Origin of the sequence: Faecalicoccus sp. (assembly GCF_036552745.1) — a bacterium.
GTDB lineage: Bacteria > Bacillota_I > Bacilli_A > Erysipelotrichales > Erysipelotrichaceae > Faecalicoccus.
Genome location: NZ_JAXKBY010000159.1, coordinates 1 through 14,068, shown reverse-complemented (window position 1 = coordinate 14,068; position 14,068 = coordinate 1). Strand labels below are relative to the sequence as shown.

Below are 14,068 nucleotides of genomic sequence, written 5' to 3'. Positions count from 1 at the left end.
GTATAGTTATAGTTGTCTTAACTTAATGACATTGGATTTCTCCCTCCACTAATAAACGGTAGGCAATTGTATAACATCGATTGTCTCATTTTCTATCTTGACAATACTGACAGAGCAATTGGGAACCAGTGCTTTTGTCAAATTTTTAGAAACTGCGAGCTGTCGAAACTCTTCTGAATTTTCCTCTAAGAATTGTCGAATGATTGAGCCATGACTGACAATTAAAACATCTCCGGCTTCTTTCTTTGCAAGCTCTTTACAAGCGATCAAAAATCGCGCAGCCGCATCATGACGATTTTCTCCCCCATGTTCATAGAACACTTCCGGTCTTACGATTCCGTCCGGGAAAATATGTCTTGTATATTCTGCCTCATAGTCCCCAAAAAACACTTCTTTGAAACGTTTATCCTTTTTAATGGGAATATTTCGATCATGAAGTATAAGTTCTAATGTATCTCCTGCTCTTTCACTACCCGAATAATATCCGGCAGACAAGGAAACTGTATCAAAAAATAAGCGCAGTTTCTTTGCCTGCTCTCTTCCCTTTTCTGTTAAAGGAGAATCACACCATCCTTGAATACGGCCTATTACATTAAACCAGGTTTGACCATGTCGAACAATATATAGCTTCATGCACTGCTCCTTTCCAAAACATTGACTATTTCTTGTCTTTTTGTTCCCAGAACCATTTTATCTTTTATCGTATATTGATAACGGAACCCAAACTTCTCCTGAACTCTTTGGCTTTGCTTGTTTTCACTATAGTAGCCACAGAAGATGCGCGTAAGTTCTAATTTCTGAAAACCATAAGACAATAAAGCAGCTGCCACTTCCGGTACAATTCCTTGTCCCCAATACGCTTTGCCGATCCAATATCCAAGTTCCGCCTCTTTATCGTGCAGTTTCACATTCGCCTGTCCCTGAAACATCAGCGAAATACATCCAATGATCTTATTTGTTTCTTTTAGAACTATGGCATATGTTTCCGGAAAAGCAAATACATTTTTAATAATTTCTTTTGATTCTTCTACACTTTTATGAGGTAACCATCCCGCTCTCGGTCCGATATCCGGATCCTTTGCCAAGTCATACAATTGCGAAGCATCCTCAATCTTCCAGTGTCTTAATAAACATCTTTTTGTTTCCATGTACTTATTGTATCACAAATTATATTAGTGGATACTAACCGTATGAAATTGCAGTTTTTATCAGTCTTTGTTAGAATGAAACATACGTAAGGGAGTAGTTATCTTACAAATAGGTAAGTGAGTAAATCAACATATTGATCTGGTGATCTGGTTTACTGTAAAAAACGAGACTTATGCGATTTTTCGCATAGGTCTCGTTTCTTTTTGGGAGGAATTATGGATACTTTTACTTTACTTTTAACCGCTGTTTCTCTGGCCATGGATGCAAGTGCGGTCTCTTTAGCCAAAGGTATGGCATTGCCAAAAAAGAGTCTTTTACAATATGCTTTTATTCTAGCTTTAGCCTTCGGTATTTTTCAAGGCATCATGCCTTGTATCGGCTACTTTGCCGGCAGTCAATTTTCCATATTTATATCCAAGATCGATCACTGGATTGCTTTTGTCTTATTAGGCATCATCGGTACCAATATGATCAAAGAAGGACATGAAGCAAAAGAAGAATGTGAAATTCTTCATTCCATTCCTTTTAAAACCGTTTTATTATTGGCGATTGCCACCAGCATTGATGCTTTGGCTGTCGGTGTAAGTTTTGCCTTTTTACAAGTCCCTATCCTATGGGCTGCTTTGTGGATTGGTGTCATCACTTTTATTTTATCTTTCTGTTGTGTCCTCATAGGAAAAAAAGTCGGTTCTATTTTTCAAAAATACGCTGAATATCTTGGTGGATGCATGTTGATTTTCCTCGGCTTTAAAATTCTTATTGAACATTTATTCTTCTAAAAAAGACAGAGAGTCATAAAAGCTATGATTCTCTGTTTTTTTCGTTATAACATACTGATTTATCAATGATCACTCCCTTTCAGAAACGATAGATGACAAAGTTCATTCTACGTACTTTCATCTATTCCGTACAGATTTTAAAATAGAGGGTCATAAAGATGCTTCAACTTCTAATAAATCCATGGTTTCTTCTATATATGATTGCTGTCGTTTCCGGAGACACAGTAATATGGTAATAGCATAAAAACAGAAAAAATAACGGCATTACACCGCTGCTTTTGTCTTATATTCATGTAAGATTTGTTTGAGATCCTCCATGGTCTGCATACCGGAACAAAGGTTTTTAAATTCTCTGGCATTGGGTAAACCCTTTAAATACCAGGAAGCTAATCCTCTCATCTCACGAATCGCAATAGACTCTCCTTTGGTATCTACCAGTCCTTGTGCATGATCTAGACAAATTTGAATGCGATCTTCGATTGAAAACTCATGTTTTTGTCCGGTTAAAGAATCCACGCATTCCTGAATCAAGAATGGATTTCCGATAATGCCTCGTCCGATCATGACACCATCGCATCCCGTTTCATTCATCATGTGATGAAAATCTTCCACACTTCGTACATCCCCATTGCCGATGACAGGTATCGAAACCGCATCTTTTACCGCTTTGATATAAGACCAGTCTGCTTTTCCTTCATACATTTGAGAGCGTGTTCGACCATGTACTGCAATGGCTTGAACGCCGACTTCCTCCATGGCCCTGGCCAATTCTACACAATTGATATGATCTTTATCAAAACCAATACGCATCTTTACGGTCACCGGTTTTGATACGCTCTGTACAACTTTTGCCATCAATTCTTTTGCATATTCAATATCTTTCATTAAATAGCTTCCGGCTTTCGCTTTGATCACTTTATTGACCGGACAGCCCATATTAAAATCAATGATATCGCAATCTGTCTGCGTATCCAGAAATTTTGCCGCATATACTACGGTATCCATATCATGACCAAAAAACTGAAAACTGACAGGATGTTCATGGGAATCACACTGGCACATTTCAAAAGTTTTTTTCGAGGCATAATACAGAGCTTTGTCACTGACCATTTCATTACAGACAAGTCCTGCTCCGAATCGTTTTGATATTCTTCGAAACGCAATATTGCTGACACCGGCAAGCGGAGCAACCACGACCGGATTTTCAATGTGAACCTTTCCTATATCAAACATTTTTTTCATGTCTTTTATCCAAAATGCTCTGTAATTCCTGTTCGGTAAATTCATAACGCTCATTACAGAAATTACAGGTCACTTTTGCTCCATGATCTTCCTCTATCATTGCCTTTAAGTCCTTTTCATGCAGTGTGGACAGCGCTCTTTCCATACGTTCTTTGGAACATGGGCAGGAAAAAGAAACCTCCTGCACTGATAAAACATGAGCATCTTCAAACATATCTTTGGCCAACTGTTCCAGGCAGGAATCATCGTATTCCTTCATCAATGTACTCATTGGTTTTAAGCCTTCCAAAACATGTTCGCAAATGGATATATCTGTATCTGTCGCATCCGGTAATACCTGCAAAATCAAAGCGCCGGCACTGACAACATTACCGCTGGGATCCACTAGAACGCCAACACTGACCGCCGTAGGTGTCTGTTCACTTTTCGTAAAGTAATACGCAAAGTCTTCTCCGATTTCTCCGCTGACAAGTTCAACGGTCCCGGAAAAGTTTTCCTGCATACTTAAATCTTTTGTTACCGTTAATGTACCTTCTTTCCCGACAACTGCTCCAACATCCAGCTTTCCACTTTCCTTGAATTCTGTATCTACATGTGGGTTGGAACAAAAGCCACGTACACTTCCGTCATGATAAGCATCCACAATCAAGGAGCCGATCGGGCCGTGTCCATTGATTGAAATTGTCAACATCTCTTTTTCGTCCTTCAACATGCTTCCCATTAAAGAACCTACAGATAAAACTCTTCCCAATGCAGCACATGCACAAGGATACAAATCAAAACGATCTCTTGCCTCCTGCACCAAATCGGTACTTCTCACCATATAAAGGCGAATATGGTCCTGACAAACTAAAGCTTTACATAAAGTATCTTTCATTTTCTTTCCTCCAAAAGAAAAGACGTTCAAAACGCCTTAACTTTTCTTTTTTGTCAATTCATTCAGGGCATCATCCAAATCTTTTTGTTCGACTCCCTGTCTTGGTAATGGCGGAACTTCCTGCCCGCTTGTTTCTTCTGGTGTTTCCGGTGCTTCAGTTTTTGTTTCCGGATTATCCAGAGTACCATAATTCATCAAATTGTTGATTTCTTCATTCGTCAATGTTTCATGTTCAAACAAGTTTTTCGCGATCAGGTCTAAAAGATCACGATTTTCCGTTAAGATCTTTCGACACTGTGTATGACACTCATCAACGATGGCACGTACTTCTTTATCGATTTCATCGGCAACTCCATCCGAGTAAGAGCTTCCCTGCGTATAATCACGTCCTAAGAAAACATTGCCCTGTGGATCGGCATACTGAATCGGCCCCAGAGAAGACATACCGTAAACACGAACCATGTTTTTCGCAATCTTTGTCAACTGCTCAATATCGTTCACAGCACCGGCGCTCACTTCACCAAAGACTAGCTCTTCGGCTGTACGGCCACCTAAAAGACCGGTAATACGCGCAATGAACTCACTTTTACGATGGAAGTATTTTTCCTCACGCGGTGTCATTAAGTTATATCCACCGGCTTCGCCACGTGGAATGATCGTAACTTTTTGTACCATATCGGCATCTTCCACCTTCAAGCCGATTACCGCATGTCCGGCTTCATGATACGATACCAGCATCTTATCTTTTTCTGTATATTTCTTGCTCTTTTTGGCCGGCCCCATCATTACACGGTCAATCGCTTCATCCAAATCATTCATCGTGATTTGTTTTTCTTTTTTACGCACCGCCAGAATGGCACCTTCATTTAACACATTGGCGAGATCGGCCCCGGAAAATCCCGGTGTTCTTTTCGCCAGATTTTCCAGTGAAACATCAGTAGAAAGTTTCTTGTTTCGGGCATGTACCTCCAAAATTTCCTTACGGCCTTTTACATCCGGTAAGTTAACAGTTACACGTCTATCAAAACGTCCGCTTCGCAACAAAGCCGGGTCAAGTACATCCGGACGGTTGGTTGCCGCAATCACAACGATACCGATATTATCGGTCATACCATCCATTTCTACCAATAATTGGTTCAATGTCTGTTCACGCTCATCATTTCCGCCGCCCATACCGGCTCCACGCTGACGCCCTACGGCATCAATTTCATCGATAAACACGATACATGGTGCGCTCTTCTGCGCATTCTTAAACATATCACGGACACGGCTGGCACCCGTACCGACAAACATTTCGACAAAGTCAGATCCGGAAATCGAGAAGAATGGTACGTTAGCTTCACCGGCTACCGCTTTGGCAAGCAGCGTTTTTCCGGTTCCCGGCGGACCTACCATCAAGATTCCTTTCGGGATATGCGCTCCCATATCGGTAAACTTCTTCGGGTTTTTCAGATAATCTATAATTTCTTTTACTTCTTCTTTTTCTTCTTCGCATCCTGCCACATCTTTAAAACGCGTCTTTACATTCGACTCCACACGGGCTTTGGATTTGGCAAACTCAAATGCTTTGTTGCTGCCGCCACCGCCCATTTTGGCAAACATGATATAGAAAAAGACTCCTATAATCACTAACGGTAGTATATTGGACAACAATGTGATCCAAATACTGGATTGGTTTGGATCTTCTACCGTAATTTCTCCACCATCATCCGTCAATGTTTCATTCAACCATTCCATATTGGATTCTGAATAAGGAATGATCACACTGTAAGATATTTTTTCATCATGACGAGAATAGGTTCCATTTACATGGATGATGTTAGAGGAAATGGAAACACGGCTGTCACCAAAATCCGCATCTTCCGCTATTTTCTCAAATTGTGTATAATTCATTGTCCGTGTAGATCCTTGTGAACTGTAAAAGAACAGAGACAAGACGATCATGATCACAAACAACGTAGGCAAATAATTGATCCATTTTTTCATGGGCATCCTCCTTGGTTACTGGTAAACTTCAGGTTTCAGTATTCCTATGTAAGGTAAATTCCGATATTTCTGATTGTAGTCTAAACCATAGCCCACTACGAATTCATTTGGTATAGGGAAGCCTGTATATTCTGCTTCGATATCCACAACTCTACGCTCCGGCTTATCTAACAGACTGACAACTTTAACATCCTTGGCCCCTTTTCGCAAAAGCAGCTTTTTGACCTCTTTTAAAGTTCGCCCTGTATCAACGATATCTTCTACGATCAAGACAGGACGTCCTTTACAAGAAAGGTCCATATCTTTGTCAATGCGCACATCTCCGATTGATTCAGTACCATCATAAGAGCTGACAGACATAAAGTCGATTTCACAGGCAAATGTGAATCGTTTGATCAACTCTGCCATAAACGGCACACTTCCTTTTAACAATCCAACGATGATCGGAATTTCTCCTTTCGCATTATAATCATTTACAATTTCCTTTGCGAGTTCTTCGCAGCGTTCTTCAATTTGATCTTCACTAATCAAAACTTTTTGAATATCCTTACTGATCATAACATAATCTCCTTAAGATACGAGTTTCATTGTATCATAAAAGCATTCGGTTTAACACTAAAATGTTGGACATCACAGCCTATTTTTGGTACAAAAATGATTCTTTTCTTACTGTTTTCTACAACCAGCCAATTTTTTCGAAAAATCCTTGGAATCTTTCTATCGATGAAGATACGATGGATCTTTTTGGTTCCCCAGACCATTTCGATCTTATCGCCGGCCTGCACATTGCGAATGGTCAGGGGAAAGTCCTTTGGATAGAGTGTAATCCCTTCGATTTTCCTTCCCGTTTTTTCAATAGAAAAGCCTTCATATTGACCATATTTCAAAGAAGTCAATTGAATGAAAACCGGATTTTTTTTCTTTTGAAGATACAGCTTTTTATGATAGCTTTCCAGATCGTAATCACCCAGATCGATCAAAGTATCACTTTGCAGCTGCTTCATCAAATCCATACATTCCCTTTTGGAAAACCTTTTTTGTGTGCATCGAAAGAGCCATTCTTCCAAAAATAACCAATCCGGCAAAGAATCCACACTTCGATCCCAAGTATCCAAAAATAAAGAAATCTGTTCTCTTTTTTTATTCCATTCTCTATTTTCTTTTTCGATCGTATGAAGCCATTCCTCTTTTTGGTCTTCAGAGAGTGTATCTACCAAGGAATGACGAATTTGATTACGGGTATAATCATCCTTTAAGTTCGATTCATCGATTCCAAAAGGAATCCCATGGTCCAAACAATACTGCATACATTCTTTTTTACTGAGGCCAAGCAAGGGACGGCAAATACGTATTCCTTTATACATACTTTCGGCTTTCAAGCCATAAGTTTCACAAAGCATATGCCGTTGTTTCTGAAAGAAATAGGTTTCCAACAGATCATCTTTTTGATGCGCAACATAAATTGTATCAATGTGATATTTCAAAGCCAGATCGACAAAAAAATCATAACGCACCTGCCTTGCCCAAGATTGAAAGTTACCAGCTTTCTCTTGCTTGGGCGCATATACAAACAAAGGAAGATGATGTTGATCACAAAAACTGCGAACGATCTGTTCATCGCGATCTGCAGTATCTCTTTTATGATAATTGACATGTGCCACAATGACTTTTTTATCACACAGCTTTGCCAACAAAGCCATGCTGTCAGGGCCGCCTGAACAAGCCACTATTCCTTGATATTGAACCATGCAATTATTTTATCATCCTTTTTGAAATGCTCCAATGCATTCGCATACGCATTTTAAAATTTGTTGAAACTGTTTACCCTTTGGATCGATATGTCCTTTAACATCAATAATGCGTGCGGTATTGATCCATTTGGCATCATTTAAAAAGAGACACGATTCTTTGTAAAGCCCCGGAATCTCTCCCAATGTGAAAAGATGGCTTTTCATTTTACGAATCGGTTTTCCTGTCATCGGCACTACAAACGCTTTATGGTGTTTAAACGCAAGAATCAATCCAAAATGCTGATAACCAATCTCCATTAGATAGGCCTGGCCAAAATCAATAAAACAAATATCGCCTTTACGAATTCGTATCTGCGGCAGAATTTCTTTATAGTTATACGCCTGTTTTCTTTGACAAAAATTCAACTTGGAAATCATATAATCATACACTTCATTCGGATTTAATGCCTTCAACATTTCCATTTCCTCTTTTTTTGCCTGCTGAATCAATTGTTTTAGGGCGCAGGCAGAGATGCCATATTCTTTTTGTTTAAGCCATTCTTTCGGTTTCATATTCTAATCAAAACAAAAAGATGTGACCAAAAAATGACACATCTCTATTTTTTTCGCTTATTTTTTAAACGTATCCCCTGTACCTGTATCCAATGGCCCACACTTAGAATGGGATGATAATGGTTAGAGATCATTGATGATTTTTCAATAAAGAGTTCCACTCCAAACAGGATGGCAAGCATCACAAAGAATCCGATCGTTCGATTGATCATATAAACAAAAGCGCTGACGCCGAACAAAGAAGTCACCCCACATAGGATAATTACTGTATTGCGATGGCCAAACTGCCGCATCAAAAGATGATGAAGATGGCTTTTATCAGCCTGCATAAAGCGTTGTCCTTTTAAGGTTCTGCGCAAAATGGCAGACAGTGTGTCAATAATGGGAACCATCAATATCAGTACCGGCAAGGCAAGTGTCATGATCGTGCTGGATTTAAAGCCCATGATCGATATAGTGGAGACCATGAATCCCAAGAATAACGAGCCACAGTCCCCCATAAATATACTGGCCGGATGGCAGTTATATACAAGAAAGCCTAAAATACTGCCGGCAAGAATGAAAGCCAAAGACATGATATCAAAACGTCTTTCGATGATAGCCATACTGCCGATGATGATCAGCACAATAACGCACAATCCACCGGCAAGTCCATCTAAACCATCAATCAAATTAACCGCATTTGTGATGCCGATGATCCAGATCAAGGTAAACAGAACGGAAAAGATACCAATATCGATCGTTATACCAAACGGAAGTCGAATGATATCGACACGAACCCCAAAATATATCGCAACAATAGCGGCAATCAGTTCCAGAAAAAGCTTCATACGCGGTTTTAAATCGATCAAATCATCAACCAGTCCCGCAAAAAACATGATACTTCCGCCAAGAATCACACCATTGATCGTTGAATCCACCTCAATAAACAAAGAAGCAACCACGATAAAAGAAAGATAGATGGCCACCCCACCGATTCGGGAAATCAAACCATGATGTACTGTTCTTTCATTTTCCTTAGCGTAGGCTTTAGCCAAAACGGAATATTTTTTTACAAGTGGGGTCAGGATCAAGCTACCCATAAACGCTAACAAGATCCACTGCAGATCGATCATCCCTTCAGCTCCTTCATCGTATTGATGATATCATATTCCGGCGTGTTTGTATGCAGTATCGTACAACCAAACGCCTGTTCCAAAAGCTGTCTTAATCCAAAACAATGTGCCAGCCCTCCACTTAAAAGGAAGCCATTTTTCAACAGTGCTTCTTTCATCTGCAAAGGTTGTTCCTTAAAACACTGTTTGGCCCAAAGTACGATCTGCTGCTCTATCATTTCCATTCCCGGCCACAGATCCCAGGCACTGATGGAAATTCTTTGCATATGTTGATAACGATCCAGCGCTGTACAGGAAAGACGCACATTTTGATTTTTCCAAAAAGCATCGCTCGCCGCTTTTTTTAACGCCATCGCATCTTCATTGGAAATCAGACAGTTAGTTTTTGTCGCAACGATACGTTTGATCTGCTCATCCATACGACTTCCCGCAAAAAATATCTTCTTATATGATCGGCAAGTTCCGTTCACATAAATTCCCATTTCCGTATAAGAATGACCGGCATGAATTAAAAAACAAGCTTCTTTGGTCTGCAGTAAATCCATATTCGTGATGGACTTCACTTTTTTGATACCACTATCTAATAGAATGTGCTGCCATTTTGTACGGTAGGCTTCATCATACCAATTTGGAACTGCCATCCAAATGCATGGTTTCAACAAAGATTGATCCGCCTGCAAGACATTCATACAGTTTTCGATCAGAGAATGAATCATGGAATCCACAGAATCTTCCCAGATTGGATAGCGTATCTGCATCAAAGGATCCTGGTAGATGCAGGAAATTGCCTCCTGTCCATAGAATAACGGCTGATTATTTTTTACGGCAACGATCGTTCTTGTTTTGGCATCGGTATGTTTGGAACAATCATGCAAACGCAATTCATAAGCACCCGCATCTAATAAAAACCAGCGTTCAAACATATTTAAACACCCAATCCGTTATAGATCGTCAACGCTAATATGGCCTGTGTACAAAGATACGATAAAGCCAATGCACATAAAAACATCAATAATGTCACTTTCGCAGGCTGTTTCACACGACAGAACTTATCGAACTGCACGGCACTGATCGCATAAAAACTCAACACAAAGCACACAATATATAAAATAATTTCTACGATTGAATTGGCCATACTTCCTCCTAACCGATCGTAACGATCTGACTGAAATAGCCTTGATTTGAAAAATATTTCTGTGTCTGTAATAAAAGTTCCTGATTGAATGAAAAGCCCATCAGACAGGAACCGGAACCGGTCATCATGACGCGATCCAAGTCAAACTTTTCCATCGATTCCTTTAATTCCTTTAAAGATGGCTGCAACATAAATGCCGGTGTTTCGAAAGCGTTCTGCATCGTCCTTATCAAAGAATTATAGTCTTTTTGTTCAATGCATTTCTGAATTTGTGATACATCCATAGAAAATGGATCTTCGGTTTCCCAAAGTTGAAAAGCCTGCGGGGTCGATATACCAAACGATGGTTTGACTAAAAGGCAAGGCAACTTCCAATCGGTTGTGATGCATTTGATTTTTTCTCCGATTCCTTTGACTCTGGCAAATCGATTAACCATACAAAAAGGGACGTCAGCGCCAATACGAGCCGCAAGCTTTAATTGTTCATCCAACTCCATAGAAAGTCCTTCCATGGCACAAACAGCCTTAAATACAGCAGCCGCATCAGCACTGCTGCCGGCTAATCCGGCTTGATCGGGAATATGCTTGATCACATGAATCTGATAATGAGACAGATCCGGCTTTTTCTCTTTTAAGACCTGTAAGGTTCTGTGAATGGTTGAATTTTTTGGAAGAATCATAGTATCACATGTAATCAAATCTTGTTGGGATGGATGGATTTCTATTTCATTATATAAGGAAACCGGTGCCATGATCATATCAAGTTCATGATATCCGTTTTCCATGATTCCCACTACATCTAAAGCAAGATTCACTTTTGCCTGTGCCTTTATTTTCATGCCAACACCTCATACAACAAAATAAAATCATCTAAACTTAACTGCTGTGCTCTTGTATTTAAAGGAATACTCGCCTTAGCAAGCACTTCCTCTGCTTTTTTCTTATCTTTTAACCACTGGCCTAAATTGTTATAAATGGTTTTTCTTCTCTGCTGAAAACAAGCTTTAACCATCTCAAAGAAGCAATCTTCATTTTCCACATGATATTTATGATGAAAGGTAAACTGCACAACCATCGAATCCACATTAGGCTTCGGCCAGAATACATGGCGTGAAACATCCATGATCTTCTTTACATCACAGCGATATTGAGTAATCACACTCAACGCATTGTATTCACTTTCACAATTGGTAGCCAAAAAACGTGCGCCCACTTCCTTTTGCATCATCACGGTAATCCGTTCAATCGGCTCTTTGGTTTCAAATAATTTAAAAAGAATAGGAGTCGTAATGTAATACGGCAAGTTGCTGGCAAAAACTACTTTTTGATGATCCTTACGTTTAGATGCGATCAATTCATCAATATCTATACTTAATACATCCTGTAAGATGATTTCCAGATTTCCATCAATTTCCCGTTTTAAGATTTCCGGCAGTCTTTCATCAATTTCCAAAGCGATAACACGATCGGCTCTTTGGCATAAAAACTGTGTCAAGGCTCCAATACCCGGCCCGATCTCAAAGACTAGTTCCGAAGGATCTTCTATAGCTGCCATCGCAATCTTTTCCACAATCTTAGGCTCTATGATAAAATTTTGACCATAGCTTTTCTTTGTAAAGACCTGATATCTTTCCTGAATTTCTTTTGTCCTTTTGATTGTCGCAATCGGCTGCATACTCATTCTTCCTCAATTTCTTCTCTTGTCACTTTCATCTGATTCAAGCGTTTAAAACACGTCTTCGCATTACAAGGCCCGATATGAAACTTCTGACAAATCTTCTCTCTTCTTTGCGTACTGTCAGCTAAGCCTGTCAAACCCAGATCGACAAAATCTTCCCAATTTAAGGTGTTGGCTCCCTGTTCAAAAGTCACTACATGGCACAAAGATTCCCATAAGTCTTTTTGCGAAGCATGTTCTACTCCAACTTTCTTTGTCGTTCTTGCCTTATTTTTATCAATAAACGCATGCTTACAATCCGGTACATGCTCTTGTATCATTCTTCGAATGTGTTCTCCCGGATGATCGGGATCGGTAAAAATGATGACACCTCTTTTTTTCTGTGCCTCTTTGATTCTTTCAATCGTCTCCCTTTGAAGTTGATCTCCACCTGTTTCAATCGTATCACAATCGAAATAAGACTGAAGCCGATTTGTATCATTTTTCCCTTCCACAACAATGATTTCCTTGATTTTTTGTTTCATAGATAATAAAAAAGAGAAGGCAGCGTCATAATGGGGTTTGTTCGGGGTTTGAACAGGTGACGGCCGTTTCTCTTTTATTTACCCCCTTAATCGACAACCATTATAGCACGGTTTATAAAGAACTCAAATATTCCATCTTTTGTTACAGCGATAAATTCCGTATAATAAACATATAGACATGAAAAGAAAAGTATGTGTTCTTTCTTATTATATAAGGAAAAGGATTATAAACCAAAATATTGACAATTCTTTTGTTTTCATGAATAATACTCAAGGTTTGAAAAAAAGGAAGTGTGTCGTATGTATGATGTAATTATTATTGGAGCAGGCCCCGGCGGTATTTTCTCAGCCTACGAACTGCTCAAAGAAAAACCGGAAGCTAAAATCGCAATCTTTGAAACCGGTGGACCATTAGAAAAAAGAAAATGTCCGATCGATGGAGAAAAGATCAAATCCTGTATCCACTGTAAGACTTGTGCCATTATGAATGGCTTTGGAGGGGCTGGTGCCTTCAGCGATGGAAAATACAACATCACCAATGAATTCGGCGGTGACTTGTTCAATTATGTCGGACATAAACAAGCCATCGAACTGATGGAATATGTCGATCAGATCAACTGTGAATATGGCGGTGCCCAGACAAAGCTGTATGTCAACACACATACAGAAATCGCCAAGAAGTGTCTGCAGCACAATCTGCATCTTTTAAAGGCAAACGTGCGTCATTTAGGTACGGATATTAACTATATTGTGCTGGGAAATCTGTACGATATCCTAAAAGAAAAAGTCGATTTCTATTTCTATACACCAGTTGATACCGTTGAAAAAATAGAAAATGGATATGAAGTCGTTTGTCAAAATCAAAAGCGATATCAGGGACATCGCTGCATTATTTCGACCGGTCGTTCCGGAAGTAAATGGATGGAGAGTGTTTGCTCAAACCTTGGTATCAAGACCGAAAGCAATCGTGTGGATATCGGTGTACGTGTTGAACTGGCAGCCGATACCTTTAGCGAGCTGACTGATTCTTTATATGAATCCAAGATTGTGTATCGATCCAAAAAGTACCAGGATATGGTTCGTACTTTCTGTATGAATCCTCATGGTGTCGTGGTTAACGAAAACACTAACGGTATCGTCACTGTAAATGGACACAGCTATGAAGATCCGGCAAAATACACCAACAACACCAATTTTGCTCTGTTGGTTTCCAACCACTTTACTGAGCCATTCTCCCAAAGCAACCAGTATGGTGAATCGATTGCCCGTCTTTCCAATAT

16 protein-coding genes are annotated in these 14,068 nt (G+C 39.7%); 2 read left to right on the top strand and 14 right to left on the bottom strand.

The genetic code is table 11. The annotated features are described in order from the left end of the window. Positions 1-48: 48 nt before the first annotated feature. Positions 49-633, bottom strand: a complete 585-nt coding sequence (locus tag U0M88_RS07625; RefSeq protein WP_331869436.1) for a histidine phosphatase family protein — start codon at positions 631-633, stop codon at positions 49-51. Next, on the bottom strand, positions 630-1,148 hold the full coding sequence (locus U0M88_RS07620) for a GNAT family N-acetyltransferase (protein WP_331869435.1): 519 nt from the start codon (positions 1,146-1,148) through the stop codon (positions 630-632). The genes U0M88_RS07625 and U0M88_RS07620 overlap by 4 nt, the downstream gene beginning before the upstream one ends. A 216-nt stretch (positions 1,149-1,364) precedes the next feature. Here U0M88_RS07620 and U0M88_RS07615 point away from each other — a divergent pair, with 216 nt between their 5' ends. Beyond that, the gene (locus tag U0M88_RS07615; RefSeq protein ID WP_331869434.1) at positions 1,365-1,928 is read left to right on the top strand and encodes a manganese efflux pump MntP; all 564 of its coding nucleotides are present in this window, start codon (positions 1,365-1,367) and stop codon (positions 1,926-1,928) included. A 264-nt stretch (positions 1,929-2,192) separates the two neighbouring features. On the opposite strand, the gene dusB is transcribed toward U0M88_RS07615, so the two are convergent. Genes dusB through rnmV form a run of 12 tightly spaced genes read right to left on the bottom strand, consistent with a single transcriptional unit; the run spans position 2,193 to position 12,788 of the window. Then, positions 2,193-3,161 carry a tRNA dihydrouridine synthase DusB gene (dusB, locus tag U0M88_RS07610; protein WP_331869438.1) on the bottom strand — a complete coding sequence of 323 codons (969 nt, stop codon included), beginning with the start codon at positions 3,159-3,161 and terminating at the stop codon, positions 2,193-2,195. Then, positions 3,154-4,047, bottom strand: a complete 894-nt coding sequence (gene hslO, locus U0M88_RS07605; RefSeq protein WP_331869433.1) for an Hsp33 family molecular chaperone HslO — start codon at positions 4,045-4,047, stop codon at positions 3,154-3,156. Before hslO ends, dusB begins: the two co-directional genes overlap by 8 nt. A 36-nt stretch (positions 4,048-4,083) precedes the next feature. After that, positions 4,084-6,033 (bottom strand): ATP-dependent zinc metalloprotease FtsH, encoded by a 1,950-nt coding sequence (gene ftsH, locus U0M88_RS07600; protein ID WP_442902244.1) that lies wholly within the window; start codon positions 6,031-6,033, stop codon positions 4,084-4,086. A 15-nt stretch (positions 6,034-6,048) separates the two neighbouring features. Further along, positions 6,049-6,591 carry a hypoxanthine phosphoribosyltransferase gene (gene hpt, locus U0M88_RS07595; RefSeq protein ID WP_442902243.1) on the bottom strand — a complete coding sequence of 181 codons (543 nt, stop codon included), beginning with the start codon at positions 6,589-6,591 and terminating at the stop codon, positions 6,049-6,051. Positions 6,592-6,617: 26 nt separating this feature from the next. Beyond that, entirely contained in the window at positions 6,618-7,781 is a 1,164-nt protein-coding gene (gene tilS / locus U0M88_RS07590; protein ID WP_331869431.1) for a tRNA lysidine(34) synthetase TilS, read from the bottom strand. 12 nt (positions 7,782-7,793) lie between these two features. Further along, positions 7,794-8,336: a hypothetical protein gene (locus U0M88_RS07585; protein WP_331869430.1), complete on the bottom strand. Its 543-nt coding sequence runs from the start codon at positions 8,334-8,336 to the stop codon at positions 7,794-7,796. Between the two features lie 44 nt (positions 8,337-8,380). Beyond that, positions 8,381-9,451, bottom strand: coding sequence for an MraY family glycosyltransferase (locus tag U0M88_RS07580; RefSeq protein ID WP_331869429.1), 1,071 nt, complete (start codon positions 9,449-9,451; stop codon positions 8,381-8,383). Further along, a complete protein-coding gene (locus U0M88_RS07575) occupies positions 9,448-10,374 on the bottom strand; it encodes a rod shape-determining protein (protein WP_331869428.1) in 927 nt (308 codons plus the stop codon). The genes U0M88_RS07580 and U0M88_RS07575 overlap by 4 nt, the downstream gene beginning before the upstream one ends. A 2-nt stretch (positions 10,375-10,376) precedes the next feature. After that, on the bottom strand, positions 10,377-10,586 hold the full coding sequence (locus tag U0M88_RS07570) for a DUF1146 domain-containing protein (protein ID WP_022789935.1): 210 nt from the start codon (positions 10,584-10,586) through the stop codon (positions 10,377-10,379). Positions 10,587-10,594: 8 nt separating this feature from the next. Further along, positions 10,595-11,425 carry a 4-(cytidine 5'-diphospho)-2-C-methyl-D-erythritol kinase gene (ispE, locus tag U0M88_RS07565; RefSeq protein ID WP_331869427.1) on the bottom strand — a complete coding sequence of 277 codons (831 nt, stop codon included), beginning with the start codon at positions 11,423-11,425 and terminating at the stop codon, positions 10,595-10,597. Beyond that, positions 11,422-12,261 carry a 16S rRNA (adenine(1518)-N(6)/adenine(1519)-N(6))-dimethyltransferase RsmA gene (gene rsmA, locus U0M88_RS07560; protein ID WP_331869426.1) on the bottom strand — a complete coding sequence of 280 codons (840 nt, stop codon included), beginning with the start codon at positions 12,259-12,261 and terminating at the stop codon, positions 11,422-11,424. The genes ispE and rsmA overlap by 4 nt, the downstream gene beginning before the upstream one ends. 2 nt (positions 12,262-12,263) lie before the next feature. Then, positions 12,264-12,788 carry a ribonuclease M5 gene (gene rnmV, locus U0M88_RS07555; RefSeq protein WP_331869425.1) on the bottom strand — a complete coding sequence of 175 codons (525 nt, stop codon included), beginning with the start codon at positions 12,786-12,788 and terminating at the stop codon, positions 12,264-12,266. 300 nt (positions 12,789-13,088) lie between these two features. Here rnmV and U0M88_RS07550 point away from each other — a divergent pair. After that, positions 13,089-14,068, top strand: a 980-nt coding sequence (locus U0M88_RS07550; RefSeq protein ID WP_331869424.1) for an NAD(P)/FAD-dependent oxidoreductase, incomplete at its 3' end; no start/stop codon positions are given.